Genomic DNA, 23811 nt, shown 5'->3' with positions numbered 1-23811 from the left:
AAGCCCGAGGATGACGTTGAGTGAATTCCACCTTTCGCCACCGACTTCAACGGGATTGCAGCCTGTCCAAGAATTTAAACCGGACAACGGTGCACACGGTGCCGGATGTGCCCTGGATTGGAATCGGCAATATTCTGCGCCATGAATACCACAGAATCGCGGATGACGTTGTTTGGGCAGTCGTCACGGAACATGTGGCGCCGCTCAGAAACGCTGTTGAAGCTATTCATCGATCCGTCGCAAGTGAAAACCGAGGACCTCATCAACGCACTGTCCCTAATGTCGCACCCTGTCATTGCCCTGTTGCCCTTGCCGTCCGGCGGAGCGATAAGGTCCTGGTGGCGACAAGAGGCGGATGATGAGCGGCGAGACTGTTACCCTTTATGAAGCGATCGGTGGCGATGCGACCGTGAGGGCGCTGACCCGGCGCTTTTATGAATTGATGGATACCCTGCCGGAAGCGGCGCGCTGCCGTGCCATTCACCCTGCCGACCTCTCCGGCAGCGAAGCGAAGTTTTACGATTATCTGACCGGTTATCTTGGCGGACCGCCCGTTTATGTCGAAAAGCACGGTCACCCCATGCTGCGCCGTCGTCATTTCGTTGCCCCCATCGGCCCAGCCGAGCGGGACGAATGGCTGCTCTGCTTCCGCCGCGCCATGGACGAGACAATCGACAACCCGAAGCTGCGAGACATCATCTGGCCCCCGATCGAGCGGCTCGCCTTTCACATGCAGAACCAGGAAGCGGATAATCCATGACCCACGAGAGACTGCGCGCCTTCATCCTGCTGTTGGGCAGCCTGCTGGGTGCTGCCGGGGTCATGCTCGCGGCCGCCGCCACCCATACCGGCGAAACCTATATGCTCGGCAACGCCTCCGCCATGGCGCTCGCCCATGCGCCGGTGCTGATCGCGCTCCACATCGGTGCAGACCGTATCCGAACCGCCATTCCCGCCGGCCTGATCCTCGGCCTTGGCACGGCCATCTTTGTCGGCGATCTCGTCGTCAGACACTTTTTTGGCCGCAGCCTCTTCCCCTACGCCGCCCCCCTCGGCGGCCTCGGCATGATCTCGGGTTGGTTGGTGTTGTGCGCAGGAGCGTTTTTGAAGCCCACGGCTTGACACCCTTGAATCGGCTGTCTGAAACTATGGCGTGCCGCGGCGTCTCGCAGGTAACGTCATCCTCACCCCTGAGACGAGGATCCAAGCAACACCGAGACCTCGATGCCTCACGCAAGCCCTGAGATCATGGGGAGGTGCATTAACTCTGCCGCCCCTTCCTGCGAAATGGCAGGATGTTGCGGCGGCACTTGTCCGGCGCATCTTCTATAAATGAAGGCGTCCGACTTGGCTGTCGGGCGTTCAAATGCGGAAAAACAACGACATTTGCGGTGCGGTTGCGCTCGTCCCGCTCCCCAACCATCTCGTAAATATCCGTCAGGCAGAAATCCCCTGCCTGCTCCGCCATCTTGTGCAATTCTGCACGGCAGGCTTCTGCTGCCGGGGGATTGTCGTCGTGGACGTTATTGCGCTCGTCGTTCATCGCTGGAGGTCCGTTCATTCATCGTCTGCAGCGCCCGCTCCAGACTGGATTTGCTGCCATTGCGCAGCGGAATGAACGTCTTGCCGAATTTCTTGCAACCGGACTTCACCCGCAGACACGCATCATGGCTGATACAGTCGATCGGGCAGAAGACGCAGTCGACGGAAGGAAGCACGGTATCGATACGCGAGACCGCCTCTCGTAAGCCACCATCGTGGTGGATCAGTTCGGCGCCAAAATTGCTGGCGATCTGGCGAAGATGGGCAACCTGACAGTCACGGCCGCCGACATAAAGAAAGCTTTTCGGACCGGAAAGCTGCTCTTCGGCCACCTCCTTTTCGGCCTGCGGCGCGCCCTTGCCCTGCTTGCCACCGCGTTCGGCCTTCTTCTTTTCCTTGCGTGCCATTCCCTCACCTGCCGGTTGATTTTTCATACCCCGATATTGGGCCCCGACGTTCGGGATGCCGGCACCATAATAAAGATGAGTTTTGGAGTAAAGTATAAAGGTGATAAATTTCCTCATGTTTTTATGCGGAGGGCTTATCACATAATCGCGCGTAGCCGGCCGATCAGCCGTTTATCCGCAATCCACCCATGAAAAGCTGCTCCAGATGCCGGGCCGCATCCTCAAAACGTCCCTCGCCGCCGTTCTTGTCGCCCAGCACCGCCCGCACCTGCACATCGAAATCGGCATAGTGCTGGGTGGTCGACCAGATCGAGAAAATGAGGTGGTAAGGGTCGCATTTGGCCATCCGGCCGGCCTTCACCCAAGCGCGGATTACCTCGGCCTTCTCATCCACCAGCTGTTTCAGCGGTCCTTTCAGTTCGTCCTCGATATGGGGCGCGCCCTGCAGGATCTCATTCGCAAACAGGCGGCTCTCCCGCGGGAAATCACGCGACATTTCCAGCTTGCGACGAATATAGGAGCGGATCTCGCTTTCTGGGTTGCCCTCGGCATCGAAAGCGCGCAGCGGGTCGAGCCAGGTGTCGAGCACCCGCTCGATAAGCGCACGATGCATCGCCTCCTTGGTGCGAAAATAATAAAGCACGTTCGGTTTGGACATGCCGGCCGCCTCCGCAATCTGGTCGATTGTGGAGCCGCGGAACCCATTCGTGGAAAAAACACTAAGTGCAGCTTCAAGAATCGCCTCCTGCTTTTCCTCCTGAATGCGGGTCCGCTTCTGTGTTTTCGCTGCGCGCGGTATGGCCATTCTCAGCTCTCTGTTTCTTTTCAATGCAATTGCCGCTACAGTATGCTTAAAAAATAATCGCCGTTCATAGCTTAGGCAAAATTACTGCGATTCGTCACAAAATCCCTTGCTGACGCCATCGCGAATTTGCAATGTTTACCAGCCGGTCAATTTATCCATCATCGCCGTCACAAGGCAATGGCTGTTATCTTAACCGGCAAAAAGGGGAACGGCACAAGCTTTGCTTTGATAAAAACAAAACAGGTGAGGACGACACTTTATGACGGCGGGTAAGAACTTGACGGTCAATGGCGACCGTCTGTGGGATAGTCTGATGGACATGGCGAAGATCGGCCCCGGCATTGCCGGCGGCAATAATCGCCGCACGCTGACGGATGAGGATGCGGAAGGCCGCAGCCTTTTTCAGCACTGGTGCGAAGCGGCAGGCCTGACGATGGGTGTCGACCGCATGGGCACCATGTTCGCAACCCGCGCCGGCGAGGACCCGGAGGCGCTTCCCGTCTATATCGGCAGCCATCTCGATACCCAGCCGACCGGTGGCAAATATGACGGCGTGCTTGGCGTGCTGGCCGGACTGGAAGTCGTGCGCAGCCTGAACGACCTCAACATCCGGACAAGGCATCCGATCGTGGTTACGAACTGGTCGAACGAGGAAGGCGCCCGCTTTGCCCCCGCCATGCTGGCGTCAGGCGTTTTTGCCGGTGTTCACGATCTGGACTATGCCTATAGCCGCACGGATACAGACGGCAAGACCTACGGCGAGGAGCTGAAACGCATCGGCTGGCTGGGTGAGGAAGACGTCGGCGCGCGCAGGATGCACGCCTATTTCGAATACCACATCGAACAAGGGCCCATTCTCGAGGCTGAAAACAAGCAGATCGGCGTCGTCACCCATTGCCAGGGCCTGTGGTGGCTGGAAGTGACGCTGAGCGGCAAGGAAGCCCATACCGGCTCCACCCCGATGGCCATGCGCGTTAATGCCGGCCTCGCCGCCGCCCGCATCCTCGAAAAGGTGCAGGAAGTGGCGATGGCTCACCAGCCAGGCGCCGTCGCCGGCGTCGGCCAGATGATATTTACGCCCAACTCCCGCAATGTGCTGCCCGGCAAAGTGCTCTTCACCATCGACCTCAGAACCCCCTCGCAGGCAAAGCTCGACAGCATGCGCGCCATCTTCGAACGCGAGGTGCCCGCCATCGCCGAAGACCTCGGCGTCGGCTGCTCGATCGAAGCCATCGGCCATTTCGACCCCGTGACCTTCGATCCTGTTCTGGTCGGCCGGGTGCGCTCTGCCGCCGAACGACTGGGTTACAGCCACATGGACATTATCTCCGGCGCCGGCCATGACGCCTGCTGGACCGCAAGGGTCGCCCCCTCGACCATGATCTTCTGCCCCTGCGTGGGCGGGCTCTCCCACAACGAGGCCGAAGAGATTTCACCGGAATGGGCAAAGGCCGGCTGCGACGTGCTGCTGCATGCGGTGCTGGAGACTGCGGAGATCGTCGAATGACCGTACCCACGATGGCAGCCCCCCTCATCCGACCCTTCGGGCCACCTTCTCCCCGGCGGGGAGAAGAAACACGCGGCAAGACCTTCTCCCCCCTGACCCACGTCGCAAAAATCTGCGACGGTGCTTCCGATTTCTTCTCCCCGCCGGGGAGAAGGTGGCCCGAAGGGCCGGATGAGGGGGCAAGGGTCATGGCCGATCACACCGGCAAAAAAGCATCGAAACGCCATCCGGGCAAAACCGCGCAGGCGAGAAGGCTCCGCCGCGACGAGACCGACGCCGAATACCGCCTCTGGTACGAACTCAAAAGCCGGAGGTTGAACGACTTTAAATTCAGCCGACAAGTCCCTCTCGGCCCATACATCGCCGATTTCGTCTGCCGCGAAAAAATGCTGATCGTCGAGCTTGACGGATCGCAGCACGCCTCCTCCACACATGATCGACAAAGGACGTTATGGCTCAATACTCAGGGCTACGCAGTTCTGCGGTTCTGGAACCACGAGATCTTTGAAGAACTATCCCAGACGCTCGACACCATCCTCGTCGTGCTGAACACCGGAACTTTCCTGCCTGATCATCCCGACCGTTATTCGCCAGCCCTCGCTACCGGGAACAGACACCAATGACCGCCACCATCATCAAGAACGGCACCATCGTCACCGCCGACCTTACCTACAAGGCCGATGTGAAGATCGAGGGCGGCCGGATCACCGAGATCGGACCTGATCTCACCGGCGGCACCGTGCTGGATGCGAGCGGATGTTATGTCATGCCCGGCGGCATCGATCCGCATGTGCATCTGGAAATGCCCTTCATGGGCACCTATTCCGCCGATGATTTCGAGAGCGGCACGCGGGCGGCGCTGGCCGGCGGCACGACCATGGTCGTGGATTTCTGCCTGCCGGAGCCGGGGCAATCGCTTCTTGACGCCCTGCAACGCTGGGACAACAAGGCGACACGCGCCAATTGCGATTATTCCTTCCACATGGCCGTCACCTGGTGGGGCGAACAGGTCTTCGACGAGATGAAGACGGTGGTTCAGGAAAAAGGCATCAACTCCTTCAAGCACTTCATGGCCTATAAGGGCGCGCTGATGGTGAATGACGACGAGATGTTCGCCTCCTTCTCGCGCTGCGCGGAACTCGGCGCCATTCCCTTCGTGCATGCGGAAAACGGCGATATCGTCGCGCAGATGCAGGAAAAACTGATGGCGGAAGGCAATGTCGGGCCGGAAGCGCACGCCTATTCCCGCCCGCCTTCCGTGGAAGGCGAGGCCACCAACCGCGCCATCATCATCGCCGATATGGCCGGCGCGCCGCTTTATGTCGTCCACACCTCCTGCGAACAGGCCCATGAAGCCATCCGCCGCGCCCGGCAGAACGGGATGCGGGTTTATGGCGAGCCGCTGATCCAGCACCTGATCCTCGACGAAAGCGAATATGCCAATCCCGACTGGGATCACGCCGCCCGCCGCGTCATGTCGCCGCCCTTCCGTAACCGTCAGCATCAGGATAGCCTCTGGGCGGGTCTCGCCTCCGGCTCGCTGCAATGTGTGGCGACCGACCATTGTGCCTTCACGACCGAGCAGAAACGCTTCGGCCTTGGTGATTTCCGCAAGATACCGAACGGCACCGGCGGGCTTGAAGATCGCATGCCGCTGCTCTGGACCCATGGCGTGGCGACCGGCCGGCTGACGATGAATGAATTTGTTGCCGTCACCTCCACCAACATCGCCAAGATCCTCAACATCTATCCCAAGAAGGGCGCGATCCTCGTTGGCAGCGACGCCGATATCGTCGTCTGGGACCCGGCGCTCACAAAAACCATCAGTGCGGCAAACCAGCAATCGGCCATCGATTACAACGTGTTCGAAGGACACAGGGTAAAAGGCCTGCCGCGCTACACGCTCTCACGCGGGCTGGTCAGCGTCGAGGAAGGCACCATCGAGACGCAGGCCGGCCATGGCCGGTTCATCGCCCGCGATCCCTATCCGGCCGTCAGCCAGGCGCTTTCCACCTGGAAAGAACTCGTCTCGCCACGCAAGGTGGAACGCACAGGCATTCCGGCGTCGGGCGTGTGATCATGGGCGAGCCGAAACGCGAAATCCTCATCGCCGCCGCCATCCTCATCAACGAGAAGCGGCAGATGCTCGTGGTGCGCAAGCGCGGCACCACGCAGTTCATGCAGCCGGGCGGCAAGATCGATCCGGGCGAAACGCCGGAACAGGCGCTTCACCGCGAGCTGGCCGAAGAAATCGGCCTGACGCTCCCCGAGAATGCCGCGCGTTATGAGGGCGTCTTTCGCGAGGAAGCCGCCAATGAGCCGGGCGCCGATGTCGTCGCCCATGCCTTCACCGCCAGGCTTCATACAGAGGTCACCCCGCAGGCGGAAATCGAGGAAGTCCGTTGGCTCGATCTCGACCGCAACCCCGGTGTGACCATCGCCAGACTGACGGAAACCCAGATGCTGCCGCTGGCGCGCGCCGCACTTACGGAAAGCGACAATCAGCCAAGATGAACCAGGCCTCTCCCTATTCCGTCGTCTCCGCCAGAAAACTGGGCCTCACCTTCGAAACGGGGGATGGCTCGGTCAATGCGCTGTCCAATGTCGATCTCGACGTGAAAAAGGGCGATTTCGTTTCCTTCATCGGCCCTTCCGGCTGCGGCAAGACCACCTTTTTGCGGGTCATCGCCGATCTTGAAAAACACACGTCAGGCGAGATCACCGTCAACGGTACGACGCCGGAAAACGCCCGCAAGGACCGGTCCTACGGATATGTCTTTCAGGCCGCCGCCCTTTATCCATGGCGCAGCATCGAAAAGAACATCGCCCTGCCGCTCGAAATCATGGGCTACAGCAAGGCCGAGCAGCGCGAGCGCATCGACCGCACGCTCGACCTCGTCAACCTCAACGGCTTCGGCAAGAAATACCCCTGGCAACTTTCTGGCGGCATGCAGCAGCGCGCCTCCATCGCCCGCGCGCTTGCCTTCGATGCCGACCTGCTTCTGATGGACGAGCCGTTCGGCGCGCTGGACGAGATCGTTCGCGATCACCTCAACGAACAGCTGCTGAAACTCTGGGATACGACCGGCAAGACCATCTGTTTCGTCACCCACTCGATTCCGGAAGCGGTTTATCTCTCGACGAAAATCGTCGTCATGTCGCCGCGGCCTGGTCGGGTGACCGACGTGATCGAATCCACTCTGCCGCGGGAAAGACCGCTGGAAATCAGGGAAACGCCGGAGTTTCTGGCGATTGCGCACCGGGTGCGTGAGGGGTTGAAGGCGGGGCACAGCTATGAGGGGTGAGGTTGGCGCCAGCATTGGCTTATTTGGCGGGAGGTTGCCCCTCGTTTCTTCTCCCCGCCGGGGAGAAGGTGGCCCGAAGGGTCGGATGAGGGGGCAAGATTGCGGCTTAACGCTACCCTTGCCCCCTCATCCCGCTGCCGCGACCTTCTCCCCCTCGGGGAGAAGAAGGCAGGCGGCCCTACCTCCATTCCATTCCCAAGCTTTGAGTTGGACGAGACCCACCCACGAGTCGATCTCCCCCCTTGTGGGGGAGATGTCCGGCAGGACAGAGGGGGGTAAGCGCCACTCTCGGAGCAAGAGTAAATCCCACCCTCAGAGGGCCAACCCATGACCCTCCTCCGCCACCGCATCCTCCCCATCCTCACCGTCCTCCTCGCCATCTTCATCCTCTGGCACCTGGCCGTCATCTACCTCAACCTGCCCTTCGCCCGCGACCAGGCCACCCGCTCTGGCCAGACGCCGGGCTTCCTCGAACTCCTGCCGCAGACCTTCGCCCAGGAGCGCCCGGTCCTCCCAGCCCCGCATCAGATCATCGCGGAACTCTGGGACACGACCGTCAACAAGCCCGTCACCTCGAAACGCAGCCTCGTCTACCACGCCGGCATCACGCTTTCCGCCACGTTGCTCGGTTTCGCCATCGGCGCGGTACTCGGCATCCTGCTGGCGGTCGCGATCATCCATAACCGCGCCATGGATCGCTCCGTCATGCCGTGGATCATTGCCAGCCAGACCATCCCCATCCTCGCCATCGCGCCGATGATCATCGTTGTCCTGAACTCCATCGGCATTTCCGGGCTGCTGCCGAAGGCGCTGATTTCGACCTATCTCTCCTTTTTCCCCATCGTCGTCGGCATGGTGAAGGGCCTCAGAAGCCCCGAGGCCCTGCAGCTTGACCTGATGCACACCTATAATGCCTCACCGGCGCAAATCTTCTGGAAGCTGCGCTGGCCCTCCGCACTGCCTTATCTCTTCACCTCGCTGAAGATCGCCATTGCGATTGCGCTGGTCGGCGCCATCGTCGGCGAATTGCCGACAGGCGCCGTCGCGGGTCTCGGCGCGCGCCTACTCTCCGGCTCCTATTACGGCCAGACGGTACAGATATGGGCCGCACTCTTCATGGCCGCCGGGGTCGCCGCCATTCTTGTTTCGGTCATCGGCATCGCCCACGCCGCCGTCCTCAAGCGAATGGGAGCACGGCCATGACGAACCCCTTCTGGTTTATCGGTGCGATCCTGTTCTGGCTTGCCGCCTGGGCCTTCAACGAATGGCTGGTGCGGCGCAACTTCGCCTCCTCCTCAAAAAGGCGCGTCAGCCGCATCGCCGTGCCTCTGCTTTTCGGCCTTGCCATTGTGGTGCTCTGGGAAGGCATCGTGCGCGGATTTTCCGTTCCGCCCATCCTGCTGCCGGCCCCGAGCGCCATTCTCGCCCGCCTCCTCAGCTCCCTGCCGACCCTCTGGGCGGATTTCCGCCAGACTTTCCTCAAATCGGTGCTGACAGGTTACGCGCTGGGCTGCGGCCTCGGCTTCATCGTCGCCATCCTCATCGACCGCTCGCCCTTCCTGCAACGCGGGCTCTTGCCCATCGGCAATTTCGTCTCTGCCCTTCCGGTGGTCGGCATAGCGCCGATCATGGTCATGTGGTTCGGTTTCGACTGGCAGTCGAAAGTCGCCGTCGTCGTCATCATGACCTTCTTCCCGATGCTGGTGAACACGGTGCAGGGGCTTGCCGCCGCCAGCCACATGGAGCGCGACCTGATGCGCACCTATGCCGCCGGCTGGTGGCCGACGCTGATAAAGCTGCGCCTGCCCGCCGCCTGGCCCTTCATCTTCAACGCGCTGAAAATCAACTCTACGCTCGCCTTGATCGGCGCCATCGTCGCGGAATTCTTCGGCACGCCCATCGTCGGCATGGGGTTCCGCATCTCCGCGGAAATGGGCCGCAGCAATGTTGATATGGTCTGGGCCGAGATTGCCGTGGCGGCGCTCGCAGGGTCCGGCTTTTACGGACTTGTGGCGCTCGCAGAGCGGGCCGTCACCTTCTGGCATCCGTCCGTCCGTGGGGGACGAACGTAAATAACGAAAAAGGGAACAGCGATGAAAATGAAACTTGCATCCATGCTTCTTGCCGGCGCTTCACTGCTGACCGCATTTAGCGTTCAGGCCGCCGACAAGATCACCCTGCAGCTGAAATGGGTCACCCAGGCGCAGTTCGCCGGTTATTACGTCGCCAAGGACAAGGGCTTTTATGAAGCCGAAGGCCTCGACGTCGACATCAAGCCCGGTGGCCCGGATATCGCACCGGCGCAAGTATTGGCTGGAGGCGGGGCCGACGTGATCGTGGACTGGATGCCGTCTGCGCTTGCCACCCGCGAAAAGGGCGTGCCGCTCGTCAATATTGCCCAGCCGTTCAAATCATCGGGCATGATGCTGACCTGCCTGAAGGAAACCGGCATCAAGAAACCCGAAGATTTCAAGGGCAAGACGCTGGGCGTCTGGTTCTTCGGCAATGAATATCCGTTCCTGTCGTGGATGGCGCACCTGAAAATCCCGACCACCGGCGGGGCTGATGGCGTTACCGTGCTGAAGCAGGGCTTCAACGTCGATCCGCTTTTGCAGAAACAGGCCGCCTGCATTTCCACCATGACCTATAATGAATACGGCCAGGTTCTCGACGCCGGCATCAAGCCTGAAGACCTCGTCACCTTCAAATATGAGGATGAAGGCGTGGCGACGCTGGAAGACGGACTCTACGTTCTCGAAGACAAGCTCAAGGACGCCAAATTCAAGGAGGACATGGTCAAATTCGTTCGCGCCTCCATGAAGGGCTGGAAATGGGCCGAGGAAAACCCTGACGAGGCCGCGGATATCGTTCTCGAAAACGACGCCTCCGGCGCGCAGACGGAAAAGCACCAGAAGCGCATGATGGGCGAAGTCGCCAAGCTCACCGCAGGCTCGAAGGGTGCGCTCGACAAGGCCGATTACGAGCGCACGGTGAAAACGCTGCTCGGCGGCGGCTCCGATCCTGTCATCACCAAGGAACCGGCAGGCGCCTACACGACCGAGATTACCGACGCGGCGTTGAAGTAGGTCGTGGCAGGCAAGCGAAGACGCGGGTCGTATCCGCACGCCGTCATCCTGGACCTGATCCGGGGTCCAGCGCGATCAAGCCCTTGATCGCGGAAAAGTCCTTTCACGGCGCAGACGCGCCGTGGCTGGATGCCGGATCTAGTCCGCATGACGAGGTTTTTTTACTCTCGTGACTCAAGCGCCGTTGGCTTGTATTGGTAACCCACCTGACGAATTGCAACATCCGCGCCTATACAAAAATGTATACCTAGCCCAACGGCTATGCGGATTGATTTGCACGTCAACAAGAATTAAAGTCCCGCCCACAAGACTGCCAAACTTGATCTTGTAAAAAAAGCACGAGGCAAAGGTGCTTTAGATTCGCGTTGAGGGGCGTTTGAATCGGGAGGATCGAAAAGGAAGTATTGTGATCCCTTGTTTCACATTCGCCATCGCATGACCTTTTGAGACACGGCCCCGGGCCTGCAGGACATGTGAGCGAATATTGCGCGAGCCAAGACACATGCAGCATAAAGTCACGTTTAACCGGTTTGTTTTCCTTCTTCTTTCCGCAGCGGCGCTCCCCATGTCAGCAGCCGCCGAGGGAGAGGCGCAGGCTCCGGTCAAACAGCAGAACCTGCCTTCCATTATCGTTGCCCATGCCGCAAAACGCGATCTCGTGGACCGCATCATCGCGACAGGCACCATTCGCCCGGTCGACGAAATCTATGTCCAGCCGCTGGTCGATGGCCTGTCGATCGATACGCTGAACGTCGATATTGGCGACAGGGTCGAAGCCAACGCAGTCCTCGCCGTCCTCTCCTCCGATAGTCTTATCCTTCAGAAGAGCCAGCTTGAGGCCAACAAGGCCAAGGCGCAGGCAGCCGTTGCCCAATCCAAGGCACAGGTTCTGGAAGCGGAGGCGAGCGCCAATGACGCGAACCGCCAGCGCGACCGTGCGGCAAAGCTCGGCCAGAGCGGCTCCGGTTCCGTCTCGCAGGTTGAGCAGACGCAGGCGCAGGCGGAAGTCGCCGCCGCCAAGCTCAACGCCGCCCGCCAGGCCGTTTCCGCCGGCGAAGCCGACATCAAAGTCGTGGACGCTCAAATTGCCGATATCGACCTGAAGCTGACGCGCACGGGTGTAAAAACCCCGGTTGCCGGCATCGTTTCGGCCAAGAATGCCAAGGTAGGCGCGATTGCCAGCGGCGCCGGCAATCCGCTTTTCACCGTCATCAAGGACGGCGCGATCGAACTCGTCGCCGATCTGTCCGAGACCGACATCCAGAAGGTGAAGGTCGGCCAGAAAGCCTATTTGACGGTTGCCGGCGGAGCTGAGAAAATAGAGGGCAAGGTGCGCCTCGTCTCGCCCACCGTCGATCCGACGACGCGCCTCGGTTCCGTGCATGTGGTGCTGCCCGAAGGGAGCCCGGCGCGCTCGGGCATGTATGCCAGCGCCGCGATCATCGTTGAGGAGACGAACGCGCTCGCTCTGCCGCTCTCGGCCGTCACCGCTGGGCGTGAAGGCTCGACCACCCGCAAGGTGGAAGGCGATGTCGTCAAGCAGGTGAAGATCGAGACCGGCATTGAGGACGGCGGTTTCATTGAGATTGTCAGCGGTCTTGCCGCTGGAGACAAGGTTGTCGAGAAGGCTGGGGCATTCGTGCGTGATGGGGACCGGATCAAGCCGGTTGAAGCCCAGACGTCTGCGTCCAACTGACTGAGGGATTGAAATGAACTTTTCCGCATGGTCAATCCGTAACCCGATTGCGCCGCTGCTCGGCTTCGCCGTGTTGATGATGCTCGGCCTGCAGGCATTCAACACCCTGCCAATCACCCGCTTCCCGAATATCGACGTTCCCGTCGTCGCCGTCACCGTGACGCAGAGCGGCGCTTCGCCCTCCGAACTCGAAATGCAGGTGACGAAGGAGATCGAGGACGCCGTCGCCGCCATTAGCGGCGTCGATGAAATCCAGTCCACCGTGGTCGATGGCCAGTCCACCACCACGGTCGTCTTCCGCATCGAAAAGCCGACGGAAGAGGCGGTTCAGGACACCAAGGACGCCATCGACAAGATCCGCAGCGACCTTCCCGCCGATATCGAAGAGCCGATCGTCAGCAAGATCGACGTCGAGGGTCAGGCGATCCAGAGCTTTGCCGTTTCCTCGCCCAACATGACGCTCGAAGAGCTGTCATGGTTCGTGGATGATACGATCAAGCGGGCTTTGCAAGGCAAATCCGGCATCGGCAAGGTCGATCGCTACGGCGGTGCGGACCGGGAAGTGCGCGTGGCGCTGAACCCCGAAAAGCTCGACGCCTATGGTATCACCGCCAGCGAGGTGAACAGCCAGCTGCGCGGCACCAATATCGACCTTGGCTCCGGCCGTGGCCAGGTGGGCGGCAACGAACAGACCATCCGCACGCTCGGCGATACGCGTGATGTTTCGCAGCTTGCCAACACCACCATTGCCCTTTCGAACGGCCGTTTCGTCAAGCTGTCCGAACTCGGCACGATCACGGATACGTATCAGGAGCCGAAGTCTTTCTCACGCTTCAACGGCAATCCTGCCGTCACCTTCGCCGTGTTCCGCTCCAAGGGCGCGAGCGAGGTTTCCGTGGCGCAGACCGTGTCGGAAAGCCTTGAACAGGTGCGAAAGGATCATCCTGACGTCGACATCCAGAAGGTCGATGACGCCGTCTACTTCACCTACGGGAACTATAAGGCCGCGCTCGACACGCTGATCGAAGGCGCTGTCCTCGCCGTTATCGTCGTCCTGCTTTTCCTGCGCAACTGGCGCGCAACGCTGATTGCCGCCGTGGCCCTACCGCTCTCCGCGATCCCGACCTTCTGGATCATGGACATCATGGGCTTCTCGCTCAACCTCGTGAGCTTCCTCGCGCTCACGCTCGCCACGGGTATTCTCGTGGATGACGCTATCGTGGAAATCGAGAACATTGCCCGTCACATCAAGATGGGCAAGACGCCCTATCGCGCGGCGCTGGAAGCGGCGGACGAAATCGGCCTCGCCGTCATCGCCACCAGTTTCACCATCATTGCCGTTTTCGTGCCCGTCTCGTTCATGCCTGGTATTCCGGGCCAGTACTTCATCCAGTTCGGCCTCACCGTCGCCTTCTCGGTGTTCTTCTCGCTCGCCGTCGCCCGCCTCATCACGCCGCTGATGGCGGCCTATCTGATGCGTGCCGAAGACGCGATGGACGACCATCACGACAATGATGGCAGGCTGATGAAGGCCTATACGCGCATGGTCACCGCCACCACCCGCAAATGGTGGGCGCGGTATCTGACGCTCGTCGGTGCGATCGCCTTCCTTATTGCATCGGTCATGCTTCTGGCCCAGGTGCCGGGCAGCTTCCTGCCGCCGGATGACGCCTCGCGCGTCACACTTTCGGTGGAACTGCCGCCCAATGCGACGCTCGATGAAACCGACCGCACGACGACGCAGATCTATCAGGCGCTGCGTGATATCAACGGCGTCGAAAGCGTCTTCATCCTTGGCGGCGCGTCGCCGAAGGGTGACCTGGAGCTTCGCCGTGCCACCGTCAACGTCATCCTCGAACATATCGATCACTCGCTGCTGAAAACCCTCGTCAACAAGGGCCTCGGTTCCATTCCGCTCATCGGTCCATATCTGCCGAAGGTGGAGGAGAAGGGCCGCACCCGTCCGCAATGGGATGTTGAGCGGGATATTTTCGCGCAGGTACGTGGCATTCCCGATGTGCGCATCATCAAGCTGAACGACCGCGCGGAACGCGAACTCTCCTTCAACTTTCTCTCGAAGAACGAGAAGGACCTCAGCGACGCGGTCGGCATTCTCGAAAGCCGCCTGCGCGCCTCGCCGATCCTTGCCAATGTCAGCTCGGAGGGCGCCCTACCCCGGCCGGAACTGCAAATCCGCCCGCGCAAGGATGAAATCGCCCGCCTCGGCATCACGCCGCAGCAGATCTCGCAGACCGTGCGTGTCGCCACCATCGGTGATATCGACGCACAGCTGACGAAAATCTCGCTGGATGACCGGCAGATCCCGATCCGCGTACAGGCCTCGCTCGATGCCCGCCGCGACCTCGCCACCATCCGCGCGCTGAAGATCAAGACCGCCTCCGGCTCGCTGGTGCCGCTCTATAGCGTTGCCGATATCGACTACTCGGAAGGTCCGAGCTCGATCAAGCGCAACGACCGCAACCGCGTTGTCTCCATCGGCTCCGACGTGCCCTTCGGCACGGCGCTCGATACCTCGACGGCAGAGTTCAAACGCATCGTGTCTGAAACCGAACTGCCGGCAAGCGTGCGCCTTGCCGAAAGCGGTGACGCCAAGGTGCAGGGCGAAATGCAGCAGGGCTTCGTAAACGCCATGCTGCTTGGCCTGATGCTGGTGCTGGTCGTGCTCATCCTGCTGTTCAAGGATGTCATCCAGCCCTTCACCATCCTGTTCTCGCTGCCGCTCGCCATCGGCGGCGTGGCAGTCGCGCTCATCATCACCCAGAACGCGCTCTCCATGCCCGTTCTCATCGGCATCCTGATGCTGATGGGCATCGTGACCAAGAACGCCATTCTGCTGGTGGATTTCGCCATCGAAATGCGCCGTCACGGCATGGAGCGGGTGCATGCCATGGTGGAGGCCGGCCGCAAGCGCGCCCGCCCGATCATCATGACCTCCATCGCCATGTCGGCGGGCATGCTGCCCTCGGCCCTCGGCGTCGGCGAAGGCGGTTCCTTCCGCGCGCCGATGGCGATTGCTGTCATCGGCGGCATCATCGTCTCGACTGTGCTGTCGCTGATCGTGGTGCCGGCCTTCTTCCTGATCATGGACGACCTGTCGCGCCTGCTCGCCCACCTCTTCGGCCGCTTCGTCGGCAAGAAGGAAGAGGAGGAAGAGGCCCTCTCCAACGAAAAGCTCTCGGAGATCGCCCGCGAAAACAGCCTTGCGCTTTCCTCCCTGGAGGCGCGTGTCGCCAGCATGGAAAAGGGTACCGGCGACAAGGCCGCGGACAAGGGCAGCAACATATTGCGACTGCCGCCGCTCGCTGCGGAGTGAAGTTTGCCAATATGAAGATTGAAACGCCGGGCCATGTGCCCGGCGTTTCGCTTTAACTGATACGTGAGGGCAAAACGTCGCCGCTTGTTTCTTCTCCCCGAGGGGGAGAAGGTGGCCCGAAGGGTCGGATGAGGGGGCAAGCTCTCCGTATATCCCGACCCTCGCCCCCTCATCCCGCTGCCGCGGACTTCTGCCCCTCGGGGAGAAGAAATATGTCGCACTCGCCCGCTCCATATTTCCCCCTGTGCTTATAAGCACGAATGGACGAACCATTTCCGCCCACATAACGGCTGCAAACCCGTTTGATCGAAATCAATTCGCTTTCCACCTGACCTGCTAGTCTCCCTCGCATCGGGAATTGCCGGTCGAGGAAAAATGCGATGAGTTCTGTGCAGATAGGCGCGAGGGAAAAGCAACTTCCCCGATTTCTTGTCGCTTCGGACAGCCCGGCAAAAGGTTTGAGCGGGAGCCGAATGGACGTGAACAAGACCGTGAAGCTGAGCAACAGGGACAGGAACATGCTGCTGCGCGCGCCCCTGATCGGGGTTGCCGACGATGCGGCGGCGCTGAAGCTGATGGAGGCGGCAACCATCACCACTGTCAACGCCCGCCATGTGCTTTTCAAGGAAGGCGAAGCGGCACAGCATTTTTATTGCGTGCTGTCGGGTTATGTGAGGCTCTACCGGCTGGACAGGCACGGGCGCGAAGCGGATGTACGCGTCAGCGGCCCCGGCGATACCTTCAACGAATGCCTGATCTTCGGCAGCGATACCTATCGTTATAGCGCGCAGGCAGCGGAAAGCTGCACCGTGGCTCGCTTCGACCTCATGCGGATTCGCAGCCTGGTCGAGCAGGAACCGGCCATCGCCAAGGCCGTCATGCGCTGCCTGTCCAACAGCCTGCTTTCCACCATGGACTGCATTGCCAACGACCGGCTGCAAACCGCCCCGCAACGTGTCGCTCACTACCTGATCAACCACGGCCCGCGCGACGCGACTTCCTTTTCGCTGCGGCTGCCGTTCCAGAAGAGCCTGCTTGCCGGCAAGCTCGGCCTCGCCCCGGAGGCCCTCTCCCGCGCCTTTTCCACCCTGAAAAAATCAGGCGTCACGGTGCGCGGGCGCATCGTGCAGGTCAATGACGTCGCGGCATTAAAACAGATTTGAAGATACGGGGAGAGGATGAAGGGCGGGCCGCCATCAGGCAGCCCGCCCTTTCGCATGTCAGGCATCGCGGCGGTTCAGACCGCGTGCTGCAGGAAACGGAAATGATCGCCCTGCCGCTCGATGTGGAAAAACCCGCCCAGATGACCGCCGGACACCAGCCAGCCATGATCGGCCGCTGCCGCCAACACCTCGAGACGGGTGGCATGAGCAAGTTCGGAATCGATATCGTAAACGAAAGCGATTTCGGGATCGGCTGCCTGCAAACCCGTCACGTGCAGCACATCACCCCACAATAACAGCCGGTCATCGCCATTGCCGATGAGATAACCGGCATGCCCCGGCGTATGGCCGGGCATGGCGATTGCCTCGATATCCTCGGCAACCCCTCCCATGAGGATCGGCCGCAGCATGGCGCCGCAGATGTCGAGCAGCCGGGCGGCGAGATCGAAACCGCCCTGACGGGCAGGCGGCAATGCCTTTCGCGCCTCTGCATTGGTGAAAAAGGCAAGATCGGCCTCCGGCACCCATATCTCCGCATTGGGAAAATAAGCCCGATCGCCATCAATGAGGCCGAGCGCGTGATCGCCGTGAATATGAGTGAGGATAACACGGCTGACATCATCAGGCTGAATACCGGCGGCAATCATAGCCGCACGGGCATGGCCATAGGCCTCGCCCCAGGCTATGCCGCAGCCGGCATCGATCAGCCAGACGCCATCTGGCCCTGACAGCGCGAAACAGTTAACATCCACATCCACCGTATCGCCCGGAATCGCGGCGAGAACGGCCGCCAGCGCATTCGCGCCCTGCCGGTGAATGAGATGGCCGACCGGTGCCTTGTAGACACCATCGATGAACCGGGACACGGCATAACGGCCAAAACGGAACGGGGCATTCATGGCTTACAGACCGCCCTGCTCTTTCAGGAAACCGACGATGCGATCAACGCCATCACCCCGTTTCATGTCGGTGAACACAAAGGGCATGGCGTTGCGCATGCGCGTTGCATCGCTGTCCATCACGGTCAGATCGGCACCCACATAGGGCGCAAGGTCCTTCTTGTTGATGACGAGCAGGTCAGAGCGGGTAATGCCCGGCCCGCCCTTGCGCGGAATTTCCTCGCCCTGGCAGACGGAGATGACGTAGATGGTGATATCGGCAAGATCGGGCGAAAAGGTCGCGGCGAGGTTATCGCCGCCGGATTCGATGAAGACCACGTCGAGATCGGGAAAACGCTGGTTCAGCCCGGCAATCGCCTGCAGATTGATCGTGGCATCCTCACGAATGGCCGTGTGCGGGCAACCGCCCGTCTCGACGCCGACGATGCGTTCGGAAGGCAGCGCCTGCATGCGCACCAGCGCCTCGGCGTCTTCCTTGGTATAGATATCATTGGTGACGACGGCGACGGAATAATCGGCGCTCATCGCCTTGCAGAGCTTTTCCGTCAGCGCCGTCTTGCCGGAACCCACCGGCCCGCCAATCCCAACGCGCAGCGGACCATTACCCGATTTCATCACTCTGTTCCCTTCACTATGCTGTGGTCTGTTTCACCATAGTCCCTGAACGGGACGCTTCAAGATATGCAAGGATCATGCCGCGCCTTTCTTCTCCCCGCCGGGGAGAAGGTGGCCCGAAGGGGCGGATGAGGGGGCGAGCTCTCGATATATCTCTACCCACTCCCCCTCATCCCGCTGCCGCGGACTTCTCCCCGGCGGGGAGAAGAAACTCGTGGCGGCCGCTCGCTCTTCAGGAACGGAAAAGCCGCGTGCCCTGTGTTTCGTGACGCATCGCCGCCGTATCGGCGATGATCGTGGCGCTGCCGAGGTCATCGAGCGTGGATTGGACGGCATTTGCCGCCACCTCGGCAATCCCCGCCTCGCTTGCGGCCAGAATGGCGACGCCATCCTTTTGGCCCGCAACACCAAGGCGAATACCAGCCGAAACGATCTGCGAAACACCTGCATGCAAAAAGGCGGCAAGCGTCTCGCGCAGCGGCACGCCGTGGCACGCGGCCACAGCGCCTATGGCGACGGGATAGGGAGCCTCTTTCGGCAACAGCTGAAGAACCCCGTGCGGCCAGGCGCTGGCGGCAGAAACGAAGGCATCGCCCAGAAGCACCGTCTCGCGATATCGTTCCGCCGAACCTGCGAGCGCGCGGCCAAGATCGGCTGTTTCGCTGAGTGCTGCGGCATCCTGTGAGTTCCGCCAGGCATGCGCCAGAAACACCGCGTCGTTCCACAGGCTACCGTGGAGCAGAAGCGTTTCCACCCAGCCGCTCAACTCGGTGGCGTTACGCACACGCCCGTCCTCCACCGCCTTTTCCAGCCCGCCCGAATAGGAAAAGCCGCCGACAGGAAAGGCCGGCGACATCCAGGCCATCAGGCGCAGCAGCGCGGCGACGCCGCTTTCCCCGCTCACGCCTCAGCCATGATCATGATGGTGGTGGCCGTGCCCGTGCCCGTGATCATGGCCATGCGAGTGGCCGCCATGGGCGTGATAAGCGCCGCGTGCCGGCTGGAACGGCTCTTCCACCTCGCGCACTGTGGCGCCCAGACCTTCCAGCATGGCGCGAATGACATGGTCACGCAGGATGAGAATGCGCTCCTCCTCGATCTGCGCCGAAAGATGCCGGTTGCCCAGATGCCAGGCGAGCTCGATGAGATGCAGCCGGTCCTTCGCCTTGATTTCGAACAGCTTTTCATCAGCCGCGCGAACCTCGATCAGATCGCCGTTTTCAACCACCAGCAGGTCGCCATGGGCAAACAAGACGGCCTCCTTCAGATCCAGCATCACCATCTCGTCATTCTGCAGATGCAGAAGCTTGCGGCGCAGATGCCGCTGGTCATGTGCCAGCGTGACGTAGCCGGAGGGCTCGTCGCCGGGGGTTCCGGCGGGGTGATAGGAGGTGACGCGCAGCATGGGATGATCCGTTTCAGAAACAGTCTTGGGGAGAAGATTTTTGACGGATAGCGGGCATGATTTCAAGGCGCGATTTCAGAAGGTTGACGATAGCTGGAGACCTCTCTCCGTCATGCCGGGCGTGACCCGGCATCCAGCCACGGCCCGTCTGTGGCGTGAAAAGCCTCCCACGCGATCAAAGTCTTGATCGCACCGGACCCCGGATCATGTCCGGGATGAAGGAGCGTGGAGAGGCCGGCGCGGCAGAAAAAAGCACGTCGGACAAAGAAAAGCCCGGCATCACTGCCGGGCTTTCATCAGAAACGAAAACCGAGATTAGGCCGCAGCGCGGCTTTTCAGGTTTTCCAGAATGTTCTGCGGTGAGGAAACGCCGTAGGGGTCGCTATCGCAATTGTCCGAATAACCTTCTTCCTCGAACCACTGCTCGACGACGCCATCATTGATAACGGCAGCGTAACGCCAGGAGCGCATGCCGAAGCCGAGATTGTCCTTGGCGACTAGCATGCCCATCTTGCGGGTGAACTCGCCCGAACCGTCAGGAATGACCTTGACGTTTTCGAGGTTCTGGCCCTTGGCCCAGGCATTCATGACGAAGGCATCGTTGACCGAAAGGCAATAGATGTCATCAACGCCGAGCGCACGGAACTCAGGTGCCAGCTTTTCAAAATCGGGAAGCTGGTAGGTCGAGCATGTCGGCGTGAAAGCGCCGGGGAGCGAGAAGAGGACCACCTTTTTGCCCTTGAAATAGTCGTCGGAGGTCATGTCCTGCCAACGGAAAGGGTTCGGGCCGCCAACGGCCTCGTCGCGAACGCGCGTGCGGAAGGTTACGGCGGGCACTTTTTTGCCGAGCATGTCTTGTCTCCTGTTCTGGCGTTTTTGCGAGGTATCGCTTGGGATCGATCCGCGCGGACTTCTTTAGCAGTTTCCATAGCGCATGACGCGCTGCGGTGCAGCATAAAAAAAGGATTTCAGCCGCCAAATGCGCGAAATGCCGCACGGAATTGGGGATCAATTATGCAGTTCTATCGACCAGTTCAACAGCGTCGGAAGGGGTGTCCACCAGCCGGTTTGAATGCCTGCTTCCCGCAACATCGCGGCTGACCATGTGTTGCAGCCGGCGAGCGCATTGAACCGGCCGTTCGCCTCGAAAAAAGCGTCCGTGGGGCCGTAGCCGGCGCCGGAAATCGGCCTGACACCGTCATCGTTTCCGGCAAAACTTGCCCTGATGCCTGCGACAAGGCGCTGATAACCCGCTTCGGAAATGCGAAGCCGTTTCACGCCAGCGAGATCGGCGGGAAAATCGCCTGTTACATCCACATGCATGACGGAGCTGTCCAGCGTGAAAGAGCGCAGCACCGGCATCGGTTTCAGATCGGCCCAAGTGGGCGTCTGCATGTAAAACGCCCTGCCGCCCCAACCGAACACCATATAGGCCGCGGCTGGATGATTGACCGCAATGCCGCCCTCCTGCAAATCAGCGAACACCCGCCGCAGATCATTATCGACCGGCAGCGCGATATCGGTGTGGATCGGATTGGCCAGCAGCAGGATTTCGCGATCCTTCACGCCGTCTGCATCATCGGCAATAAAGGGGCGCGGCGTCACGGTGCCCAGCACCAGAAGCAGGAGGATCAGCAGCACGCCGCGACTGATCCATCTGAGGGCACGTCTCAATGGAACGTCCCGTCAGAACAGGAAATAGCGCTGCGCCATTGGCAGCACGGTCGCCGGTTCACAGGTCAGAAGCTCACCATCCGCCCGCACCTCATAGGTCTCCGGATCGACCTCTATATGCGGCGTCAGCGAATTGTGGATCATCGACGCCTTGGAAATGCCGCCGCGCACGTTTTTCACCGGCAGCAGCTTCTTGGCGACGCCAAGGCGCTGGGCAAGGCCGCCATCCAGAGACGCCTGTGAGACGAAAGTCACCGAGGAGTTGGTGCGCAGCTTGCCATAAGCAGCAAACATCGGCCGGTAATGCATCGGCTGCGGCGTTGGAATGGAGGCATTCGGATCGCCCATCGGCGCAGCGGCAATCGAACCACCGAGCAGCACCATCTCCGGCTTCACGCCGAAGAAGGCCGGATTCCACAAGACCAGATCGGCACGCTTGCCGACTTCGACAGAGCCGATCTCGTGGCTGACACCCTGCGCAATGGCCGGGTTGATGGTATATTTGGCGATGTAACGGCGGACACGGAAATTGTCGTTCTCGCCGGTCTCTTCCTTCAGGCGGCCGCGCTGGCGCTTCATCTTGTCCGCGGTCTGCCAGGTGCGGATCGCCACTTCGCCGACACGACCCATGGCCTGGCTGTCGGAGGAAATGATCGAGAACGCCCCGATATCGTGGAGGATATCTTCCGCCGCGATGGTTTCCTTGCGGATGCGGCTTTCCGCGAAGGCGATATCCTCGGGGATGGATGGCGACAGGTGGTGGCACACCATCAGCATATCCAGATGCTCAGCCAGCGTATTGACGGTGTAAGGCCGCGTCGGGTTGGTCGAGGACGGAATGACGTTGGGATTGCCGCAGACCTTGATGATGTCAGGCGCGTGGCCACCGCCCGCCCCTTCGGTGTGAAAGGCGTGGATGGTGCGGCCCCTGATCGCGGCGACCGTGTCTTCCACAAAGCCGCTCTCGTTCAGCGTGTCGGTGTGGATCATCACCTGCACGTCATAGTCGTCGGCCACCGTCAGGCAATTGTCGATGGCGGCGGGTGTCGTGCCCCAGTCCTCATGCAGCTTCAGCGAGGAGGCGCCAGCCAGGACCATTTCTTCCAGCGGTGCCGGCAGCGAGGCATTGCCCTTGCCGGCGAGGGCCAGGTTCATTGGGAAAGCATCGAAGCTTTCGATCATGCGCTCGATATGCCATGCGCCGGTGCAGGTGGTGGCAAGCGTGCCGTGCGCCGGTCCGGAACCACCACCGAGCATGCAGGTCACACCGCTCATCAGCGCTTCCTCGATCTGCTGCGGGCAGATGTAATGGATATGCGCATCCATGCCGCCGGCCGTCAGGATCTTGCCTTCGCCGGCGATTGCTTCCGTCGAGGGGCCGACGATAATCGTCACGCCGGGCTGCGTATCCGGGTTGCCGGCCTTGCCGATGGCGTGAATGCGGCCGTTCTTCAGGCCCACATCGGCCTTGTAGATGCCGCTATGGTCAACGATCACGGCGTTGGTGATGACGGTATCGACAGCGCCTTCGGCCCGTGTCGCCTGGCTCTGGCCCATGCCGTCACGAATGACCTTGCCACCCCCGAATTTCACTTCCTCGCCGTAGGTCGTGTGGTCCTTCTCGATCTCGATGAAGAGTTCGGTATCGGCAAGACGCACCTTGTCGCCAACGGTCGGGCCGAACATGCCGGCATAGGCGGCGCGGGAAATCTTGTAGGGCATGGGCTCAGGCTCCTTCGGACGCGGAGAAAATCGATGTGGGAGAAATTCGTTTAAGCCGGCGTGCAACCGCAAGGGTTTCAACCAGCTGCTTTTCGGCGGAGAATGGATGGCCACTCCAACCCTGGTGGCCGAAACCGGCAATCGCCACCTCATCATCCTCGCCGCTTACAGTCTCAAGAACATGGGCAATGGCGACAAGCCCGGTGCTGGGGCAGACGTAAGGTTCCGGCTTGTAAGCTTCGAGCGCGACATCGAGCCGTTCATGAACCTCCCGATGGATAACGACGTGGCTTTTGCCGCCCGCTCGCGCGATTGCTGCAAAGGCAGCGGTGTAATCCACGCAGAAATCGGTGAGCTCCGGCCACCGCGCGCGGATATCAGGTTCCATTTCTGCAAATTTTGCGGGATCGCGCACCGACCAGATGGCAGCGGCCTGTCGCACGCCGTCGCTCTCGCGCCATTCGGCTCCTTCGGTCATCTCACGACCAGGCCGTCCTGTATTGCAGACGGCCACGACATCGGTGCGCGTGCCGCCAAGCCCCAGCGAGCGGCAGTCGTTAAAACGGATGACGATATCCGAACGGTCGATAAGCCGGGCGGTGCCGGGCGGCAACTCCCCATTTCCGACAATCGCGATCCGCCGCCCCATGC

24 protein-coding genes and 1 pseudogene are annotated in these 23811 nt (G+C 60.8%); 14 read left to right on the top strand and 11 right to left on the bottom strand.

Annotated features, from left to right (window positions below; translation table 11 throughout):
* Positions 1–20: 20 nt before the first annotated feature.
* Genes FS804_RS13560 through FS804_RS13550 form a run of 3 tightly spaced genes read left to right on the top strand, consistent with a single transcriptional unit; the run spans position 21 to position 1122 of the window.
* The gene (locus FS804_RS13560; RefSeq protein ID WP_371417865.1) at positions 21–359 is read left to right on the top strand and encodes a DUF86 domain-containing protein; all 339 of its coding nucleotides are present in this window, start codon (positions 21–23) and stop codon (positions 357–359) included.
* Entirely contained in the window at positions 359–760 is a 402-nt protein-coding gene (locus tag FS804_RS13555) for a group II truncated hemoglobin (protein WP_063948310.1), read from the top strand. The genes FS804_RS13560 and FS804_RS13555 overlap by 1 nt, the downstream gene beginning before the upstream one ends.
* Positions 757–1122, top strand: a complete 366-nt coding sequence (locus FS804_RS13550; RefSeq protein WP_144577083.1) for a DUF423 domain-containing protein — start codon at positions 757–759, stop codon at positions 1120–1122. The genes FS804_RS13555 and FS804_RS13550 overlap by 4 nt, the downstream gene beginning before the upstream one ends.
* A 139-nt stretch (positions 1123–1261) precedes the next feature.
* Here FS804_RS13550 and FS804_RS13545 read toward each other — a convergent pair whose 3' ends face one another.
* The 3 genes and pseudogenes from FS804_RS13545 to rutR form a co-directional block, all read right to left on the bottom strand.
* Positions 1262–1543 (bottom strand): hypothetical protein, encoded by a 282-nt coding sequence (locus FS804_RS13545; protein ID WP_144577082.1) that lies wholly within the window; start codon positions 1541–1543, stop codon positions 1262–1264.
* Positions 1524–1847: pseudogene (locus tag FS804_RS13540) on the bottom strand (DUF2325 domain-containing protein); the annotation flags it as partial. The gene FS804_RS13545 and the pseudogene FS804_RS13540, both read right to left, overlap by 20 nt.
* Before the next feature lie 265 nt (positions 1848–2112).
* The gene (gene rutR, locus FS804_RS13535) at positions 2113–2754 is read right to left on the bottom strand and encodes an HTH-type transcriptional regulator RutR (protein WP_004443251.1); all 642 of its coding nucleotides are present in this window, start codon (positions 2752–2754) and stop codon (positions 2113–2115) included.
* A 259-nt stretch (positions 2755–3013) separates the two neighbouring features.
* Here rutR and FS804_RS13530 point away from each other — a divergent pair, with 259 nt between their 5' ends.
* From FS804_RS13530 to FS804_RS13470, 11 genes are all read left to right on the top strand, one after another.
* Positions 3014–4261: a Zn-dependent hydrolase gene (locus FS804_RS13530; protein ID WP_186376802.1), complete on the top strand. Its 1248-nt coding sequence runs from the start codon at positions 3014–3016 to the stop codon at positions 4259–4261.
* Positions 4262–4449: 188 nt separating this feature from the next.
* Positions 4450–4884: an endonuclease domain-containing protein gene (locus FS804_RS13520; protein WP_063948309.1), complete on the top strand. Its 435-nt coding sequence runs from the start codon at positions 4450–4452 to the stop codon at positions 4882–4884.
* Complete coding sequence (gene hydA, locus FS804_RS13515; RefSeq protein ID WP_144577080.1) at positions 4881–6338, top strand: dihydropyrimidinase; 1458 nt, start codon at positions 4881–4883, stop codon at positions 6336–6338. Before FS804_RS13520 ends, hydA begins: the two co-directional genes overlap by 4 nt.
* 2 nt (positions 6339–6340) lie before the next feature.
* The gene (locus FS804_RS13510) at positions 6341–6775 is read left to right on the top strand and encodes an NUDIX domain-containing protein (protein WP_186376801.1); all 435 of its coding nucleotides are present in this window, start codon (positions 6341–6343) and stop codon (positions 6773–6775) included.
* On the top strand, positions 6772–7566 hold the full coding sequence (locus tag FS804_RS13505; protein WP_144577079.1) for an ABC transporter ATP-binding protein: 795 nt from the start codon (positions 6772–6774) through the stop codon (positions 7564–7566). Before FS804_RS13510 ends, FS804_RS13505 begins: the two co-directional genes overlap by 4 nt.
* Positions 7567–7893: 327 nt before the next feature.
* Positions 7894–8769 (top strand): ABC transporter permease, encoded by an 876-nt coding sequence (locus tag FS804_RS13495; protein WP_144577078.1) that lies wholly within the window; start codon positions 7894–7896, stop codon positions 8767–8769.
* Positions 8766–9638, top strand: coding sequence for an ABC transporter permease (locus FS804_RS13490; protein WP_063948255.1), 873 nt, complete (start codon positions 8766–8768; stop codon positions 9636–9638). Before FS804_RS13495 ends, FS804_RS13490 begins: the two co-directional genes overlap by 4 nt.
* A gap of 21 nt (positions 9639–9659) precedes the next feature.
* A complete protein-coding gene (locus FS804_RS13485) occupies positions 9660–10652 on the top strand; it encodes an ABC transporter substrate-binding protein (RefSeq protein ID WP_144577077.1) in 993 nt (330 codons plus the stop codon).
* Positions 10653–11154: 502 nt separating this feature from the next.
* Positions 11155–12348 carry an efflux RND transporter periplasmic adaptor subunit gene (locus tag FS804_RS13480; RefSeq protein WP_144577076.1) on the top strand — a complete coding sequence of 398 codons (1194 nt, stop codon included), beginning with the start codon at positions 11155–11157 and terminating at the stop codon, positions 12346–12348.
* A 13-nt stretch (positions 12349–12361) separates the two neighbouring features.
* Complete coding sequence (locus FS804_RS13475; protein ID WP_063948252.1) at positions 12362–15682, top strand: efflux RND transporter permease subunit; 3321 nt, start codon at positions 12362–12364, stop codon at positions 15680–15682.
* A 473-nt stretch (positions 15683–16155) separates the two neighbouring features.
* A complete protein-coding gene (locus tag FS804_RS13470; protein WP_063948251.1) occupies positions 16156–16845 on the top strand; it encodes a Crp/Fnr family transcriptional regulator in 690 nt (229 codons plus the stop codon).
* Between the two features lie 74 nt (positions 16846–16919).
* Here the strand turns inward: FS804_RS13470 and FS804_RS13465 are convergent, their stop codons facing one another.
* The 8 genes from FS804_RS13465 to FS804_RS13430 all read right to left on the bottom strand — a co-directional run bounded on the left by FS804_RS13465 (position 16920) and on the right by FS804_RS13430 (position 23809).
* Positions 16920–17744 (bottom strand): MBL fold metallo-hydrolase, encoded by an 825-nt coding sequence (locus tag FS804_RS13465; protein ID WP_144577075.1) that lies wholly within the window; start codon positions 17742–17744, stop codon positions 16920–16922.
* 3 nt (positions 17745–17747) lie between these two features.
* Entirely contained in the window at positions 17748–18359 is a 612-nt protein-coding gene (ureG, locus tag FS804_RS13460) for an urease accessory protein UreG (RefSeq protein WP_004443279.1), read from the bottom strand.
* 232 nt (positions 18360–18591) lie between these two features.
* Positions 18592–19263: an urease accessory protein UreF gene (locus FS804_RS13455; RefSeq protein WP_186376800.1), complete on the bottom strand. Its 672-nt coding sequence runs from the start codon at positions 19261–19263 to the stop codon at positions 18592–18594.
* Between the two features lie 3 nt (positions 19264–19266).
* A complete protein-coding gene (gene ureE, locus FS804_RS13450) occupies positions 19267–19764 on the bottom strand; it encodes an urease accessory protein UreE (protein WP_186376799.1) in 498 nt (165 codons plus the stop codon).
* Positions 19765–20079: 315 nt separating this feature from the next.
* Positions 20080–20616 (bottom strand): peroxiredoxin, encoded by a 537-nt coding sequence (locus FS804_RS13445; RefSeq protein ID WP_063948247.1) that lies wholly within the window; start codon positions 20614–20616, stop codon positions 20080–20082.
* A gap of 156 nt (positions 20617–20772) precedes the next feature.
* On the bottom strand, positions 20773–21438 hold the full coding sequence (locus FS804_RS13440) for a TIGR02117 family protein (protein WP_144577073.1): 666 nt from the start codon (positions 21436–21438) through the stop codon (positions 20773–20775).
* A gap of 12 nt (positions 21439–21450) precedes the next feature.
* On the bottom strand, positions 21451–23160 hold the full coding sequence (gene ureC / locus FS804_RS13435) for an urease subunit alpha (RefSeq protein WP_144577072.1): 1710 nt from the start codon (positions 23158–23160) through the stop codon (positions 21451–21453).
* A 4-nt stretch (positions 23161–23164) separates the two neighbouring features.
* Positions 23165–23809, bottom strand: coding sequence for a Urease operon accessory protein (locus tag FS804_RS13430; protein WP_144577071.1), 645 nt, complete (start codon positions 23807–23809; stop codon positions 23165–23167).
* Positions 23810–23811 lie beyond the last annotated feature (2 nt).

Origin of the sequence: Agrobacterium sp. DE0009, assembly GCF_007680755.1 — a bacterium.
GTDB classification, from domain to species: domain Bacteria; phylum Pseudomonadota; class Alphaproteobacteria; order Rhizobiales; family Rhizobiaceae; genus Agrobacterium; species Agrobacterium tumefaciens_B.
Note: the sequence above shows the minus strand (reverse complement) of the source record. Positions and strands in the feature narration are given on the sequence as shown.